13 protein-coding genes are annotated in these 15,238 nt (G+C 61.9%); 3 read left to right on the top strand and 10 right to left on the bottom strand.

From position 1 onward, the window contains the following. Positions 1-92: 92 nt before the first annotated feature. On the bottom strand, positions 93-2,387 hold the full coding sequence (locus tag M2396_RS15235) for a TonB-dependent siderophore receptor (RefSeq protein ID WP_103436123.1): 2,295 nt from the start codon (positions 2,385-2,387) through the stop codon (positions 93-95). Positions 2,388-2,607: 220 nt separating this feature from the next. On the opposite strand from M2396_RS15235, the gene M2396_RS15230 reads away from it, so the two are divergent. Then, positions 2,608-3,288: a Fe2+-dependent dioxygenase gene (locus M2396_RS15230; RefSeq protein ID WP_103436124.1), complete on the top strand. Its 681-nt coding sequence runs from the start codon at positions 2,608-2,610 to the stop codon at positions 3,286-3,288. A gap of 2 nt (positions 3,289-3,290) precedes the next feature. After that, positions 3,291-4,043, top strand: a complete 753-nt coding sequence (locus M2396_RS15225; RefSeq protein WP_188035437.1) for a tetratricopeptide repeat protein — start codon at positions 3,291-3,293, stop codon at positions 4,041-4,043. Positions 4,044-4,095: 52 nt separating this feature from the next. Here M2396_RS15225 and M2396_RS15220 read toward each other — a convergent pair whose 3' ends face one another. From M2396_RS15220 to M2396_RS15200, 5 genes are all read right to left on the bottom strand, one after another. Then, positions 4,096-5,259, bottom strand: coding sequence for a type III PLP-dependent enzyme (locus M2396_RS15220; protein WP_101316725.1), 1,164 nt, complete (start codon positions 5,257-5,259; stop codon positions 4,096-4,098). Positions 5,260-5,832: 573 nt separating this feature from the next. After that, positions 5,833-6,990 (bottom strand): betaine/proline/choline family ABC transporter ATP-binding protein, encoded by a 1,158-nt coding sequence (locus tag M2396_RS15215; protein WP_101316727.1) that lies wholly within the window; start codon positions 6,988-6,990, stop codon positions 5,833-5,835. Next, positions 6,987-7,640 carry an ABC transporter permease gene (locus M2396_RS15210; protein WP_101316729.1) on the bottom strand — a complete coding sequence of 218 codons (654 nt, stop codon included), beginning with the start codon at positions 7,638-7,640 and terminating at the stop codon, positions 6,987-6,989. Before M2396_RS15210 ends, M2396_RS15215 begins: the two co-directional genes overlap by 4 nt. Then, positions 7,637-8,563, bottom strand: a complete 927-nt coding sequence (locus M2396_RS15205; RefSeq protein WP_101316731.1) for a glycine betaine ABC transporter substrate-binding protein — start codon at positions 8,561-8,563, stop codon at positions 7,637-7,639. Before M2396_RS15205 ends, M2396_RS15210 begins: the two co-directional genes overlap by 4 nt. A 13-nt stretch (positions 8,564-8,576) precedes the next feature. Next, on the bottom strand, positions 8,577-9,263 hold the full coding sequence (locus tag M2396_RS15200; protein ID WP_219860630.1) for an ABC transporter permease: 687 nt from the start codon (positions 9,261-9,263) through the stop codon (positions 8,577-8,579). A 512-nt stretch (positions 9,264-9,775) separates the two neighbouring features. On the opposite strand from M2396_RS15200, the gene M2396_RS15195 reads away from it, so the two are divergent. Then, complete coding sequence (locus M2396_RS15195) at positions 9,776-11,359, top strand: peptide chain release factor 3 (protein ID WP_101316735.1); 1,584 nt, start codon at positions 9,776-9,778, stop codon at positions 11,357-11,359. Positions 11,360-11,397: 38 nt separating this feature from the next. On the opposite strand, the gene M2396_RS15190 is transcribed toward M2396_RS15195, so the two are convergent. From M2396_RS15190 to M2396_RS15175, 4 genes are all read right to left on the bottom strand, one after another. Next, the gene (locus tag M2396_RS15190; protein ID WP_101316737.1) at positions 11,398-12,477 is read right to left on the bottom strand and encodes a polyamine ABC transporter substrate-binding protein; all 1,080 of its coding nucleotides are present in this window, start codon (positions 12,475-12,477) and stop codon (positions 11,398-11,400) included. A gap of 57 nt (positions 12,478-12,534) precedes the next feature. Next, positions 12,535-12,876 (bottom strand): cupin domain-containing protein, encoded by a 342-nt coding sequence (locus M2396_RS15185; RefSeq protein ID WP_101316739.1) that lies wholly within the window; start codon positions 12,874-12,876, stop codon positions 12,535-12,537. 33 nt (positions 12,877-12,909) lie between these two features. After that, positions 12,910-14,316, bottom strand: a complete 1,407-nt coding sequence (locus M2396_RS15180; protein ID WP_101322950.1) for an FAD-binding oxidoreductase — start codon at positions 14,314-14,316, stop codon at positions 12,910-12,912. A gap of 63 nt (positions 14,317-14,379) precedes the next feature. Further along, positions 14,380-15,189, bottom strand: coding sequence for a nuclear transport factor 2 family protein (locus M2396_RS15175; RefSeq protein ID WP_150570797.1), 810 nt, complete (start codon positions 15,187-15,189; stop codon positions 14,380-14,382). Between the last annotated feature and the right edge of the window lie 49 nt (positions 15,190-15,238).

Below are 15,238 nucleotides of genomic sequence, written 5' to 3'. Positions count from 1 at the left end.
TGTCTTGCCGCGCAAACTCAACCGGCGGACATTATGCCTTGCTACGCGAAAGCCCCGCTCACTGGCGTGAGCGGGGCTTGGCGATTGCTGCGTCAGAAATGGAAGCTGGTGGTCAGCAACGCTGTGCGTCCGGCTGCCTGGTTGGCGAAGTGAGTAGAAAACGCCTTGTCGTAGTACACCTCGTTGGTGAGGTTTTGTACGTTCAACTGCAGATCGACGTTCTTGCTCAGCTTGTACGCAGCCATTGCGTCATAGCGCACATAACTGTCGACCATGGTGGTGTTGGCTATGTTGCCGTACACATCATCCATGTAGAAGGCGCCGCCACCCACGGTCAGCTTTGGCGTAAGGGCGTAGGTGGTCCACAGGCTGGCACTGTTGTTCGGCGTATTCGGCAATTGATTGCCGTCGTTGACCGCACCCAGCGCGCCGCCGTCGATCTGGCGGGCCTGCATGTAGGTGTAACCGGCGAACACCTGCCATTTGTCGGTGAGCTTGCCACTGGCCGACAGTTCGACGCCCTGCACGCGGGTCTCGCCGATGTTTTCGTAGGTGGTGGTGTTGACCTGAACGCGGGCGTTTTCCTTCTCGGTGCGGAATACAGCGGCGGTCAGCGACAGGCGCTCGTCGAGCAGATCCCACTTGGTACCGAGTTCGTAGTTGGTGGTTTCTTCCGGCTCCATGTCGCTGGCCAACAGGTTGCCGGCGCGGTCGGTGGTGTTGCCCAGCGGGTTGCCTTCGGAGCCTTCGCCCAACTGCGCGCCGGGTGGGGTTGCCGAGGTGGCGTAGGAAACGTAGATGCTGCCGTTCTCGGCGGGCTTCCACACCAGGCCCAGTTGGCCAGTGATGAACTCGCTGGTGTCACTGCCCTTGGATGCAACGCCCTTGCTGTTGACGGCGGTAGCGCCAGAGGCGGTATAGCCGCGGTACTGGGTGTCGAAGTGGTCATAGCGCAGGCCCATGTTGAGCAGCCACTGTGGCGTCAGCTCAAGGGTGTCGAACACATACAGCGCGCGGGTGTTGCTCTTGGTGTCAGTGCCAGCATAGTTGCGCGCGATGGCGCCGTTCCACGGATCGTCCGGGTTGGGATTGCTCAGGGAGGTGCAGTTGTAGCCGCTGTTAGGGCCGATCAGGCCCGGGGTGCAGGTAGATGCTGTTGCGCCGCCGGTGTTGGTATTGACGTTGTAAGACGAGCGCTGGCTTTCTTCCCGGCTCAGCTCAATGCCGGTGGAGAAGCTGTTCTTCATGCCGCCCAGGTAGAACTCGCCAAACAGATCGGTTTGGTTGGTTGTGGTAGCGGTGTTGCCAACTCGGGTGTTGGCGCGGCGCCAGACGCTGCCGTTGTTGACGTTGCCCTTGCTGTCGTCGGGCTGCGTGAGGATGTAGTCCTGCATGCTGTTGCCATGACGCAGGGTGTTCTTGATGGTCAGCGCGTCGGTCAGGTCATGCTCGATCGCGAAGGTGGCGATGTCGACCCGGCTCTTGCGAAAATCACGCCCGGTCAGGCCGTAGAAGTTGTCGCTGTCGCCACCGTCATCCGGTTTGCTCGGGTGGGCCGAGGTGCGCGCGTTGCTGCCCGCGGTCGGGATCGAATAGGGGATTCCCGAGTCCGGCAGATCGTCGCTTTCCAGGTGGTAGTAGTCAAGGTTGACCCGGGTTGGCGTGCCCAGGCCAAACGCCAGCGACGGGGCGATCCCCCAGCGGTCGTAATTGACCTTGTCGCGGCCAGCGACGTTGCTCTCGTGGGTCATCAGGTTGAGGCGCCCGGCAACACTGTCACTGAATTGGTAGTTGCCATCCAGGGTGTAACGCTGGGTCTGGTCACTGCCCCAGGTCCAGGCACCGTCCAGCGAGTTGCCCAGGTGCGCGCGCTTGCTCACCAGGTTGATGGTGCCGCCGGCGGCGCCACGCCCGCCAACAGCCGAGTTCGGCCCTTTGGCCACTTCCACCGATTCAACAGCGAAGATCTCCCGAGTTTGCGCGCCAGTGTCGCGCACGCCGTCCAGGTAGGTATCACCCTGGGCATCGAAGCCGCGGATGAACGGCCGGTCACCTTGGGGGTTGCCGCCTTCGCCGGCACCGAAGGTAATCCCCGGGACGGTGCGCAGGGCGTCTTGCAAGCTCAGCGCGTTGGTTTCCTTGATCACCTGCTGCGGGATCACGGTTACCGAGCGCGGGGTGTCCACCAGCGGCGCGGTGTACTTGGGCGACGAGGCTTTGTCGACCTTGTACTCGGTTGCGGCCTGTTCTGCCTTGCCGTTGACGCTGGTCGCGTCGAGCGTGATGGCTGCGGGCTCTGCGGCATAGGCAGACGAAGCACTGATGGCAACGCCAATGGCTGAGGCGAGCAGGCGTGGTGAACTTACAGCAGACGGCACGTGGCGCATTTTTTTATGACCTTCCCCAAGGTGTGAAGGACGCGAAGAGTAATGTAAGCAATTGTAAGTCACAATTGAGAAATATTACCATTCGGTACAAATTTACATTCTTTACAATTTAACCCTGCATTTTCTCCGGTCTCATTCGTCAGGGCCTGGCGAAAGGGCTTGCCGTGAGTAAAAGGGAATCAATATCATTGGCGCCCTAGTCCCGACCCGGTCCATTTCCATGCTGCTGCACATCCCTAGCCTGTTCGCCGCCGATGAACTCTTGCGGATTCGTGAAGCGCTGGCGCAGGCAGATTGGGCCGATGGCAAGGTCACCGCAGGCCACCAATCGGCCAAGGCCAAACACAACCTGCAGCTGCCAGAGGCGCATCCATTGGCCAAGGAAATCGGCAGCGCCCTCATCGAGCGTCTTTGGCAGACCCCGCAGTTCATGTCTGCGGCCCTGCCGCACAAGGTGTTCCCGCCGTTGATCAACTGTTATCGCGAGGGTGGCAACTTCGGCTTTCACATCGACAATGCCCTGCGCCAGCCCAAGGGCAGCGCCGAGCGAGTGCGCACCGACCTGTCAGCGACGCTGTTTCTCAGTGACCCGGACAGCTATGACGGCGGCGAACTGGTGATTCAGGACACCTATGGCACGCAGCAGATCAAGCTGGCCGCAGGCCACATGGTGCTGTACCCCGGCACCAGCCTGCACAAGGTCAACCCGGTCACTCGCGGTGAGCGCTACGCGGCGTTCTTCTGGACTCAGAGCCTGGTCCGTGAAGACAGCCAGCGGGCGCTGCTGTTCGAGATGGACAATGCCATTCAGCAGCTCAGTGCTGACCTGCCCGATCACCCTTCACTGCTGCAACTGACCGGCACCTATCACAACTTGCTGCGGCGCTGGGCAGAGGTCTGAACATGTCCTATACGTTGCGCCGCGATGAGGTCGTGGATGTCACAGCGCTGCGAGCCATGCTCGAAGCCAGCCCCGCTAAGGCCGCCCAAGCGATCCTGGCAGCGGCCGGGCAGGGCGTCAGTGAGGCGCAGTTGTTGCTGGGCCAGATCCTGCTCGATGGCCGCGGCATCGAGCAGGATCCGCAGCTGGCGCGGCGATGGTTCAGCATTGCCATCCGCGCCGGCAGCGGCATGGCGCACAACATGCTTGGGCGCTGCCTGGAGCACGCCTGGGGCGGGCCGGCCGACCTGCCTGGCGCAGCAGTGCAGTACCAGCGCGCAGCCGCGCAGGGGCTGGACTGGGGCTGGTACAACCTGGGCAACCTGCTGGCCACCGGGCGCGGTGTCGAGCTTGACCAGAAGCTGGCGCTGGCCTGCTACGAGAAGGCTGCACATCTGGGCCACGCCAAATCGATGAACCTCTATGGGCGTTACCTGGAACAAGGCATCGCCGGCCCTGCCAGCCCAGCGCGGGCGTTTCGCTGGTATAAGCGCTCGGCCGAGGCTGGGGATTTCCGCGGTATGTTCAGCCTGGCCATGGTGCTGATCGAGCGTGGCCAGTTGGGCGAGGCGCGGCCTTGGCTGGCGCGTGCGCGGGTGCAAGGCAACGTCAACTTCCTGCGCAGTGCAGTGCTGACTCTGCAAGGTGCTGGACGGTTGCTGGCTGATGAGGCGGCAGTGTTTGCGCAGGAGCTGCGCCAGCGGGAGCTGGGCTAGCAAAGCGCTGCGTTTACATACAAAAACGGGGCCTTGCGGCCCCGTTCATGATTTACAGGTAGTAAGCTTTCAACGGTGGGAAACCATTGAACTCCACTGCGCTGTAGCTGGTGGTGTAGGCGCCGGTCGACAGCCAGTACAGGCGGTCACCGATGGCCAGATTCAGCGGCAGGCCATACTTGTAGTGCTCGTACATGATGTCGGCGCTGTCACAGGTAGGCCCTGCAATCACCACTTCTTCCATCTCGCCTTTCTTCTCGGTCCAGATCGGGAACTTGATCGACTCGTCCATGGTTTCGATCAGGCCGGAGAACTTGCCCACGTCGGTGTACACCCAACGCTCGACCGCGGTACGCGACTTGCGCGCAACCAACACCACTTCGCTGACCAGAATACCGGCGTTGGCAATCAGCGAACGGCCCGGCTCGAGGATGATTTCCGGCAGGTCGTCGCCGAAGTCTTCCTTGAGGAAGCGGATGATTTCTTCAGCGTAAGTCTCCAGGCTGTTGGTCCGGGTGATGTAGTTGGCCGGGAAGCCGCCACCCATGTTGATCAGCTTGAGAACAATGCCGTCTTCTTCCTTCAGGCGCTCGAAGATCACTTTGACCTTGGCGATGGCGGCGTCCCAGACGCTGATATCGCGCTGCTGCGAGCCGACGTGGAAGGAGATGCCGTAAGGCACCAGGCCCAGGTCACGGGCAAGGATCAGCAGGTCCATGGCCATGTCGGTCTGGCAGCCGAACTTGCGCGACAGCGGCCAGTCGGCAGTGGTCGAGCCTTCGGTGAGAATGCGCACGTAGACCTTGGAACCCGGCGCAGCCTTGGCGATGTTGCGCAGGTCGGCTTCGGAGTCGGTCGCGTACAGGCGCACACCCTTGTCGAAGAAGTAGCGGATGTCCTTGGACTTCTTGATGGTGTTGCCGTAGCTGATGCGGTCCGGGCTGACGCCCTGGTTCATGACCTTGTCCAGCTCGTAGATCGAGGCGATGTCGAAGTTCGAGCCTTTGTCCTTGAGCAGGTCGATGATCTCGACCGCTGGGTTGGCCTTGACTGCGTAGTAGACCTTGGCGAACTCGAAACCGGCGCGCAGGTCGTCATAGGCCTTGCTGATCATCTGCGTATCGATGACCACAAACGGGGTTTCCTGCTTGTCGGCGAACGCCTTCATCTTCTGGAAGGTGTCACGTGCGAAATAATCTTCGACTTGGATCGACATGCTCAAGGACTCCATGGGCAAACTGAAAAAGAAAGTGGCTGCAAACTGAACGCCCTCCGTATCCCCACTTTGGTTCGCCTACTTCCCAAGGCATGTCGCCGAAAGCAAAAAGGCCAACCGCATGGTTGCGCCTGCTGTCTCGTCGTCAGTACTTGAGCCGGATGGATCGTTTCCAGCATGGACGTTCGGCGCGCACTTTAGGGCGTGAACCAGGCAAGATCAACAGGCAATCCCCACCTGTTCGTCGCGGATCGACGAGCAGTTACTGGAATAACCGACTCGTATTACCGACAGATGTTCCTGAGCAGGCTCAAACGTAAATAATTGTGGAACAGGCAGGGATCTGGCGGCGAACCCCTGAAAAGCTGTGTTCATTGCAGGTCGGTGATATTTCACTGCAAGAACCCGCAAGTAAGCTCTGGAGACCGTTGGTCAGTGGTTCGCTGGATCACACGTCGAGGCAGGGAGTGTTCACATTTATGGCCACACAGTCAGTGCCTGCGAGTGGCCAAAAAAAGCATAAATTTTTTGTTACTACAGCGGGGGCGCCCGATCACAGACGCCCCCGTTGATTCAGGAAGCCACCGTCTCGGCCGGGGAGACGATGCTGGTCTTGGCGCCGCGAGAGCGCCCCGAACTCAAGTAGGCCGCAATCGACTCCTGGGTCACCTCGCCAAGGAACACCTGCTCGGCGTCCAGCACCGGCAACCACGCCCGGTTGAACTCGTACATGCGCGACAACAGGATGCGCAGGTGCTCATCGTGCGAAGCGGTGGCGTTGAACTGCCGCAGGAAGTCAGCACAAGTGCCCTGTTGCCGGTGCATGTCGCGGCGGCGCACATAGCCCAGCGCCTTGTTCGCCGCGTCGGTCACCACCACATAGCGGCGGTCGTGCTCGTCGAGCAGCTCCAGCGCATCGGCCACTGGTGTTTCCGGGCTGACCGACGGCGCGTTGTCGGCGGCGTCCTCGGCGCGCACCAGCAGCAGCCGCTTGAGGGTGCTGTCCTGGCCGACGAAGTTGCTGACAAAGTCGTCCACCGGGTGCGCCAGCAGGGTATCCGGATGATCCAGCTGGAGCAGCTTGCCCGCGCGGAAGATAGCGATCTTGTCACCCAGCTTGATCGCTTCGTCGATGTCGTGGCTTACCATGATCACGGTCTTGTTCAGCGCCCGCTGCATCTCGAAGAACTCGTTCTGGATCATCTCGCGGTTGATCGGGTCGACCGCGCCGAACGGTTCATCCATCAGCAGTACCGGCGCATCGGCGGCCAGTGCGCGGATCACGCCGATGCGCTGTTGCTGGCCACCGGACAACTCGCGCGGGTAACGCTGCAAGTACTGCTTGGGTTCAAGCTTGATCATGCTCATCAGTTCGCGCGCGCGGTCGTGGCAGCGCTGCTTGTCCCAGCCGAGCAGGCGCGGCACTACGGTGATGTTCTCTTCGATGGTCATGTTGGGGAACAGTCCGATCTGCTGGATCACATAGCCGATACTGCGGCGCAGGCTGACTTCGTCCAGCCCGGTGGTGTCCTCACCGTTGATGAACACCTGGCCTGAGGTCGGTGTGATCAGGCGGTTGATCATCTTCAAGGTGGTGCTCTTGCCGCAGCCCGACGGGCCGAGGAACACGCAGATTTCGCCTTCGTTGACGGTCAGGTTGACCGAGTCGACGGCTTTGACGTCCTTGCCGTTGGCATGGAAGGTCTTGCTGAGGTTCTTCAATTCGATCATGAGCGCAGTCCTCGTGGAGTCAGGGCACGTTGCAGGGCTTGCAGGAGCAGGTCGGCGACAATCGCCAGCAGGCTCACCAGCACCGCGCCGACCAGCAGCATCGACATGTCGCTGCGGCTGATGGAAGTCAGAATAAGCACACCCAGGCCACCGGCGCCGATGGTCGCGGCGATGGTCATTACGCCGATGTTCATCACCACGGCGGTGCGCACCCCGGCGAGGATCACCGGCACGGCGATCGGCAGCTCGACCATGCGCAGGCGCTGGCCGAAGGTCATGCCGATACCGCGGGCGGCTTCACGGATGCCCGGTTCGACGTTGGTCAGGGCCAGGTAGGTGTTGCGCAGGATCGGCAGCAGTGAATAAAGGAACACCGCCGTGATCGCCGGCAATGGGCCCAGGCCCTGGCCGAACTTGGAGTAGAACGGCAGCAGCAGGCCGAACAAGGCAATCGAGGGAATGGTCAGCAGCACCGTGGCGCTGGCCTGCAGTGGGCCGGCCAGGACCGGGAAGCGTGTCATCAGAATGCCCAGCGGCACGCCGAAGACAATCGCCAGGCTGACCGCGATGCCGACCAGGGTGATGTGCTGCCAGGTCAGCTGCAGCACCAGCGCCCAGTCGAGGTGGGCAAAGGTATCGAACAGGCTCATGGCTGTACCTCTTTGTCGGCAGTGCCGGGCAGCGGGTGCTCACGCAGGAATGCAGCGGCAACCACCGACGGGCTCTGGTGTTCGACGTCGACCTTGGCATTGAGCTGGCGCATGGTCTCGTCGTCCAGTTGCTCGGCCAGCGGCTTGAGCAGGGTGGCCAGTTGCGGGTTGGCGTCGAGTACCGCTTTACGTACCACCGGCGCAGCGGTGTAGTCGGGGAAATAGTGCTTGTCGTCTTCCAGCAAGGTCAGATTGAACGCGTTGAGGCGACCATCTGTGGTGTACACCAGGCCGGCAAACACCTGATCGTTGCGCAGCGCGGTATAGACCAGGCCGGCGTCCATCTGGCGGATGTTGGCGCGGCCGACCTGCAGGTCGTACAGCTCTTTCAGGCCCACCAGGCCATCCGGGCGATTGGCGAACTCGGTGTCCAGCGCGACCAGATGCTTGCGCTTGTGCTCGTCACGCAGCACCTGATTGAGCTGGCTGATGTTGCGCACCTGCGGATACTTTTCGGCGACCTTGCTGGGCAGGGCCAGGGCGTAGGTATTGCTGAACCGCGACGGGGTCAGCCAGATCAGGTCCTTTTTCGCGTCTAGCTGTTTGACCTTGGCGTAGGTCGCTTCGGCACTGGGCATGCGCTCGTCGATATGGTTGTACGAGACCAGCGACACACCGGTGTATTCCCACATCAAATCGAGCTGGCCGGTCTCTTGCGCCTGGCGCGCCAGGCTGCTGCCCAGGCCGCCGGTCACGCGCACGGCAAAGCCATTGGCGCGCAGGTATTGCGCGGTGATTTCGGCGAGTACCGTCTGTTCGGTGAACACCCGGGCACCGATGCGAATCAGCGGTTTTTCCGCCGCTTGGGCAAATCCTGCCAACAGCAGGCCCGCGCCAAGCAACAAGGCGATGGTTTTTCTCATGGGTTCCCTCTACTTATTGAGCCAGACCGCGTTCCAGCCAGCGTTTGCTGGAGAAACTCACCAGCACATCCAGCAACAACGCCAACGCCGCCGTGCAGGCCGCGCCGAGCAGTAGCTGTGGCTGATTGTTCAAGGCAATGGCAGGGAAGATCAGGCTGCCAAGGCTGTTGGCGCCGATCAGAAACGCCAGCGGCGCGGTGCCGACATTCAGCGCCAGAGCAACCCGCACGCCGCCGACAATGATCGGCACGGCGTTGGGCAGTTCGACTTGCCAGAGTTGCTGGCGCGGAGTCATGCCGATGCCGGTAGCGGCTTCCTTGAGTGAGGCGGGGACGTTTTTCAGGCCTTCGTAGGTGTTGCGCACGATCGGCAGCAGGGAGGCGAGAAACAGCGCGAAGATCGCCGGGCCTGCGCCGATGCCCAGAAAACTCAGGGCGATGGCCAGTACGGCCAGGGGAGGGATGGTGTTGCCTACGTTGAAGAACTGCATGAAGCGCTCGGCTTTGTCGACCCGGTGCGGTCGACTCAAGGCAATCCCGGCGGGGATGCCCACGGCCAACGCCGCCGCCATCGAAGCCAGCACCAGCACAAGGTGCGCTTGCAGGTAAAACCACAGATCGTCGCGATAACGCGCGATCGTATCAAGGCCGATCCAGTGGATCAGCAGGGCCAGGATGACAAGCGCGGTGGCCCATCCCATCAGCCCTTTTCCGTAGCGTCTAGCCACAGGTGGACTCCTTTTCTTGTCGTCGGCGAACAGTGCTGCGCAGCGCGGCCAGTGCAGGCGGCGGGCAGAGTGATCGCGAGTAGCAGCGTGGCGCTCAGCAAAGCTGCGCGGACATGCCATGAGCCAAGCCCCGTCGGGCTCGAAAATGCAGGTATTACCAGCCCCAAACTGCAATGGTCAGCAGGGGGTGGACGTCTCCGGGGACGCAAAGGTTCCCATCTACGGCGGCAGTTGGCCAGTGTTAATCACTGGCAAGGCCAATTTATGGCGCGACAAAACAGCGGATTTATCCTCTGCAGGCGTTGAAATACCTACACTGGGCCGCTTCGTGGACATTTGCCTGGGTGGCTGAAAAAAACTTGGCTGGTCAGGCATTGGCTGATGGCTTACGCCGCTGGGCAGGGCGCTGCGGCTGTGTTTGGGTCTATGGGCGGTTTCGGGTATAATCTGCGCCCTTTTTTCGATCCCCATTCAGGCGATTTCCCATGACCAACCAGGCCGCCGAAGTCGCGAAGCGCCGCACTTTCGCAATCATTTCCCACCCCGACGCCGGTAAGACCACCATCACCGAGAAACTCTTGCTGATGGGCAAGGCCATTGCCGTCGCCGGTACCGTGAAGTCGCGCAAGTCCGACCGCCACGCCACCTCCGACTGGATGGAAATGGAGAAGCAACGCGGTATCTCCATCACCACCTCGGTCATGCAGTTCCCTTACCGCGAACACATGATCAACCTGCTCGACACCCCGGGCCACGAAGACTTCTCGGAAGACACCTACCGCACCCTGACCGCGGTCGACTCGGCCCTGATGGTGCTCGACGGTGGTAAAGGCGTCGAGCCACGCACCATCGCCCTGATGGACGTCTGCCGCCTGCGTGACACGCCGATCGTCAGCTTCATCAACAAACTCGACCGCGACATCCGCGACCCGATCGAGCTGCTCGACGAGATCGAAGCGGTACTCAAGATCAAGGCCGCGCCAATCACCTGGCCGATCGGTTGCTACCGCGACTTCAAGGGCGTTTACCACCTGGCCGGCGACTACATCATCGTCTACACCCCAGGCCATGGTCACGAGCGCACCGAGGTCAAGATCATCGAGAAACTCGACTCCGATGAAGCCCGCGCGCACCTGGGTGACGAGTACGATCGCTTCCTTGAGCAACTGGAGCTGGTACAAGGCGCCTGCCACGAGTTCAACCAGGAAGAGTTCCTCAACGGCCAACTGACTCCGGTGTTCTTTGGTACCGCGCTGGGCAACTTCGGTGTCGACCATGTGCTCGACGCTGTGGTCGACTGGGCGCCACGCCCGCTGGCGCGCGTAGCCAACGAGCGGACCGTCGAGCCGGTCGAAGAGAAATTCACCGGCTTCGTGTTCAAGATCCAGGCGAACATGGACCCGAAACACCGCGACCGCATCGCCTTCATGCGCATCTGTTCGGGCAAGTACGAAAAGGGCATGAAGATGCGCCACGTGCGCACCGGCAAGGACGTACGCATCGGCGACGCCCTGACCTTCTTCTCCTCCGAGCGTGAGCAACTGGAAGAAGCCTTTGCCGGCGACATCATCGGCCTGCACAACCACGGCACCATCCAGATCGGCGACACCTTCAGCGAAGGCGAAAGCCTAGGCTTCACCGGCATCCCGCACTTCGCGCCGGAATTGTTCCGCCGCGTGCGGCTGAAAGACCCGCTCAAATCCAAGCAGCTGCGCCAGGGCCTGCAGCAGCTCGCCGAAGAAGGCGCGACCCAGGTGTTCTTCCCGCTGCGCAGCAACGACATCATCCTCGGTGCGGTCGGTGTGCTGCAGTTCGACGTGGTCGCCAGCCGCTTGAAGGAAGAGTACAAGGTCGAGTGCGGCTACGAGCCAATCACGGTCTGGTCGGCGCGCTGGATCAGCTGCGACGACAAGAAGAAGTTCGAGGAATTCGAGACCAAGGCCGTGGAAAACCTCGCCGTCGATGGCGGCGGTCACCTGACCTACCTCGCCCCGACCCGGGTCAACCTGGCGCTGATGGAAGAGCGCTGGCCGGACGTGAAATTCCGCGCCACGCGGGAACATCACTGATCTGATTATTGGGGCCGCATCTGCGGCCCCAATGCTGTTCAGTTACCGGCTTTGATACTGGTCCACAGGCGAGTGCGAATGCGGTCGATCTTGGCGGGCATCGCCTCCAGTGCGTATAGCTTGCCCATCACATCGTCACTCGGGTAGATCATCGTGTTGCTTTTAAGTGCAGGGTCGACCAGCGTGTCGGCCTTGAGGTTGCCGTTGGCGTACTGCACATGGTTGCTGATGTTGGCCATCACCTCAGGCTGCAACAGGTAGTTCATGTAGGCGTAGGCCTGCTTCTCGTCGGGCGCATCGGCTGGCATGGCGACCATGTCGAACCACATCGGTGCACCTTCCTTGGGGATCGAATAGCCAACCTTGACGCCGTTCTTGGCCTCTTCGGCGCGGTTCTTCGCCTGCAGCACATCGCCGGAGAAGCCAACCACCACGCACACGTCGCCATTGGCCAGGTCGCCGGTGTACTTGGATGAGTGGAAGTAGCTGATGTACGGGCGCACCTTCATCAGCAGTTCTTTGGCTTTCTCGTAGTCCTTCGGATCCTGGCTGTGGTGCGGCAGGCCGAGGTAGTGCAGGGCAATCGGCAATAGCTCGGGGCCGTTGTCGAGCACCGCCACACCGCAGCTCTTGAGCTTGCTCATGTACTCGGGCTTGAAGATCAGGTCCCAGGAATCGACCGGCGCGTTGTCGCCGAGCACCGCCTTGACCTTGTCGATGTTGTAGCCGATGCCGGTGCTGCCCCACAGGTAGGGGAAGCCATACTGGTTGCCCGGATCATTGACCTCCAGCGCCTTGAGCAGCACCGGATTGAGGTTCTGCCAGTTGGGCAGTTGGCTCTTGTCGAGCTTCTTCAGGGCCTTGCCCTGGATCTGCCGGGCCATGAAGTGGTTCGACGGGAACACCACGTCATAGCCGGAGTTGCCGGTCATCAGCTTGCCGTCGAGGGTCTCGTTGCTGTCGAACACGTCATAGGTCGGCACGATGCCGCTGGCCTGCTGGAAGTTCTTCAGGGTATCGGGGGCGATGTAGCTCGACCAGTTGTAGATCTTTACCGACTCGGCGGCGTTGCTGACACAAGCGGCGAGCATCAGGGGAGCGATTAGAAGCGTGCGCATGTCCGGGGTACCTTGCTTTGTGTGTTGTTATCGAAGGACGGCAGAGGCGATCAGCGATCAGAAAATCAATACATAGCTCTTGCGCACGGTTTCTTCGATGTCCCAGATCCCGGTGCTGTTGGCCGGTAGCATCAGTGCGTCTCCGGCTTCTATGAGTAGCGGTTCGCCTCCATCAGGGGTGAAGGTGCAGCGGCCCTTGATGAAATGGCAGAACTCCTGCTGCACGATCTGCCGGCGCCAGCGCCCTGGGGTGCACTCCCAGATACCGGTTTCGACCCCATCGCTGCGTTCGACGCTGGTCACCGACGTCACGGCGACTGGCTCCCCGAGCGGCACGGCGACCGGGTTGGATTCCTCGAGTACGGCGCTGTCGGTGTGTTTGAACTGGGTGATGTTCATGACCAGTGAATCCTGTGTTGAGAAAAGGGCAAGTCAGTGCATGAAGCCTTCCATGAAGTCGGCCACGCCGCTGGCCAGGCGCCGGCGCCAGGGGGCGCTGGCAGGGTTGGCAAGGGTGCGGTCTTCATGGACGAAGCTGCGGATGATCGCGTTATAGCCCAGCCAGCGGCAGGGCTCGGGCGGCCAGCTCGCCAGGCTCGTCAGCGGGCAGTTGTCGTGTACCCAGGGCTGTGCGGTCAGCTGGTTGTGCTGGCCAAGAATCAGCGCCGCCAGGGTGCGCCCGCCCAGGTTGGTCGCGCCTACACCTTCGCCGCCGTAGCCGCCGGCGAGGGCGATGCCGCGCTGACGATCACACAGCATGTGCGGGCGGAAGCGCCTGGCCATGCCCAGGTTGCCGCCCCAGGAATGGGTAATACGGGCGTTTTTCAGCTGCGGGAACAGCTCGCCAAACAGATAGCGGCGCAGCTCGATCTCGTGGTCCTTGAGGTTGAAGTCTTCGCGCAGGCGGCCGCCAAAGCGATAGCCACCACGCGCACCGAACACCAGGCGGTTGTCGGCGGTGCGCTGGCCGTAGGTGACCTGGCGGCTGTTCTCGCTGAAGGCCTGCCCCTGGTTCAGGCCGATCTGCTCCCAGGTTGACTCCGGCAACGGCTCGGTGGCGACCAGCAGGCTCTGCACCGGCAATTGGTGCTTGCCTAGCGGCGGCAGGCTGGCTGCGTAACCCTCCACGGCCGGCACCAGCCAATGGGCGCGGACGTTGGCATGGGGCGTGCGCACCATGCCAGGCTGCAGATCAAGCGCAGGGCTGTTCTCGTAAATGGTCACGCCCATGCGCTCGACCGCTCGGGCCAGGCCGCGCACCAGTTTGGCCGGCTGGATGGTGGCGGTGTGCGGGCTGAAGATCGCCCCGTAAGGGCTGCTAACGCGCAGCTGTGCATCCAGTTGTTCAGGACGCAGCCAGCGGTAGTCGTCTTCGTTCATGCCCTGGCGGTAGAGCTCGTCGAGGTGGGCACGCAGGCTGCGCTCCTGCTCCGGATACCGCGCTGCGCAGTACAGTACGCCACCTTTGCGGTAGTCGCAGTCGATGCCTTCATGCTGCAGCACGTTGTGCACTTCGTCAGGGATGCCATGCAGCAGGTCGATACTGGCGCGGCGCAGCTGCGGCGACAGGGTAGCGAGCAGGCGGTCTTCGCCCAGCAGGTTGCCCATCAGCCAGCCGCCGTTGCGCCCGGAGGCACCGAAGCCGGCGATGTTGGCTTCGACAATGGCAATGCTCAACTGCGGCGCCTGCTGTTTCAGGTAATAAGCGGTCCACAGGCCGGTGTAGCCGGCGCCGATGATGCACACGTCGACATCGAGGTCCTTGGCCAGGGCCGGGCGGGCGTCGAGGGGCTCGTCGAGCTGGTCCATCCAAAGGCTGATCGTGCGCCAGGGTTGCATCAGGTGCAGCTCCACATCGGTAAGGTCTGTGGCTGATCCTAGGTTGTGCTGGCGGCGGCTGTCTTACGTGCGTGCACGCAGCGAAAGTTGTTTTACGTAAGCCTTGGGCGACAGCCCGGTGTGCTCGCGAAACGCCTTGTAGAACGCCGACAGCGAGTTGAAACCGGCGCCGAACGCCAGCGCATCCATGGTGGCACCGCCGCTGCTGCCGTCGAGCCCGGCCAGCAGGTGCTGCAGACGCGCCTGGTTGACGTAGCGATAGAAGCTCTGGCCGAGCACCTGATTAAGCAGGTAGGAAATCTGATTGCGGCTGTAGCCGCTGTCCTTGGCCACTTGTTGCAGGTCCAGCTCAGGGTCCAGGTAGGGCCGCTGGCGCTGAAAGTAATGCTCAAGATCCTGTGCCATGGTGCTCAGCTGACGCGGTGACAGGCCCAGCCGGCTGGTGGCAGGGCGCAGGCCGCCGTTGCTGATGCTCTTGCTGCCCTGACGGACCAGTGTGGCGTATTCGTTGACCCGCCAGATCAAGCCGTCCTTGACGGTGATCGCCTCACTGGAGTGAAACGCAGTCAGGCCATCGCCGCCCTGCACCGTGACCTCGTACTGGATGAAAGCGGTGCAGCCGTCGACCCTGATGCGGTCACTGTGAATGATGTCTTCGCCTGCTTCACGGGGCAGGCAGGCGCGTACGTACTCGCGCAGCTCGGCATGGCCCATTACACGGTTCTGGAAGAAGTCGTGGTACTCGACGTCGGGGTGATACAGGGCCATCACCCCGTCGAGGTCGCGGTGTTTCCAGCACAGGTGATAGCGCAGCACGGTGTCGGCTGTAACGGGCGTCTGGGCGGGGCCGTCGGGCAGGGTAATCGATGTCATGGGGTGATGGTGCCGGGCCGCTCAGCGCCGGGCAAGTGCGCGTTGCCGA

The sequence above is a fragment of the Pseudomonas sp. BIGb0278 genome, assembly GCF_024809895.1.
GTDB classification, from domain to species: domain Bacteria; phylum Pseudomonadota; class Gammaproteobacteria; order Pseudomonadales; family Pseudomonadaceae; genus Aquipseudomonas; species Aquipseudomonas shirazensis.
The sequence above is the reverse complement of the archived record's forward strand: the minus strand, read 5'-3'. Positions and strand labels throughout refer to the sequence as shown.

Bases quoted from the DNA above. Each gene is read 5' to 3' on its own strand.
- M2396_RS15195 (WP_101316735.1), top strand. From the start codon at position 9,776: ATGACCAACCAGGCCGCCGAAGTCGCGAAGCGCCGCACTTTCGCAATC.
- M2396_RS15230 (WP_103436124.1), top strand. From the start codon at position 2,608: ATGCTGCTGCACATCCCTAGCCTGTTCGCCGCCGATGAACTCTTGCGG.
- M2396_RS15220 (WP_101316725.1), bottom strand. From the start codon at position 5,259: ATGTCGATCCAAGTCGAAGATTATTTCGCACGTGACACCTTCCAGAAG.
- M2396_RS15235 (WP_103436123.1), bottom strand. From the start codon at position 2,387: ATGCGCCACGTGCCGTCTGCTGTAAGTTCACCACGCCTGCTCGCCTCA.
- M2396_RS15180 (WP_101322950.1), bottom strand. From the start codon at position 14,316: ATGCAACCCTGGCGCACGATCAGCCTTTGGATGGACCAGCTCGACGAG.
- M2396_RS15200 (WP_219860630.1), bottom strand. From the start codon at position 9,263: ATGGGATGGGCCACCGCGCTTGTCATCCTGGCCCTGCTGATCCACTGG.
- M2396_RS15225 (WP_188035437.1), top strand. From the start codon at position 3,291: ATGTCCTATACGTTGCGCCGCGATGAGGTCGTGGATGTCACAGCGCTG.
- M2396_RS15175 (WP_150570797.1), bottom strand. From the start codon at position 15,189: ATGACATCGATTACCCTGCCCGACGGCCCCGCCCAGACGCCCGTTACA.
- M2396_RS15215 (WP_101316727.1), bottom strand. From the start codon at position 6,990: ATGATCGAATTGAAGAACCTCAGCAAGACCTTCCATGCCAACGGCAAG.
- M2396_RS15210 (WP_101316729.1), bottom strand. From the start codon at position 7,640: ATGAGCCTGTTCGATACCTTTGCCCACCTCGACTGGGCGCTGGTGCTG.
- M2396_RS15205 (WP_101316731.1), bottom strand. From the start codon at position 8,563: ATGAGAAAAACCATCGCCTTGTTGCTTGGCGCGGGCCTGCTGTTGGCA.
- M2396_RS15185 (WP_101316739.1), bottom strand. From the start codon at position 12,876: ATGAACATCACCCAGTTCAAACACACCGACAGCGCCGTACTCGAGGAA.
- M2396_RS15190 (WP_101316737.1), bottom strand. From the start codon at position 12,477: ATGCGCACGCTTCTAATCGCTCCCCTGATGCTCGCCGCTTGTGTCAGC.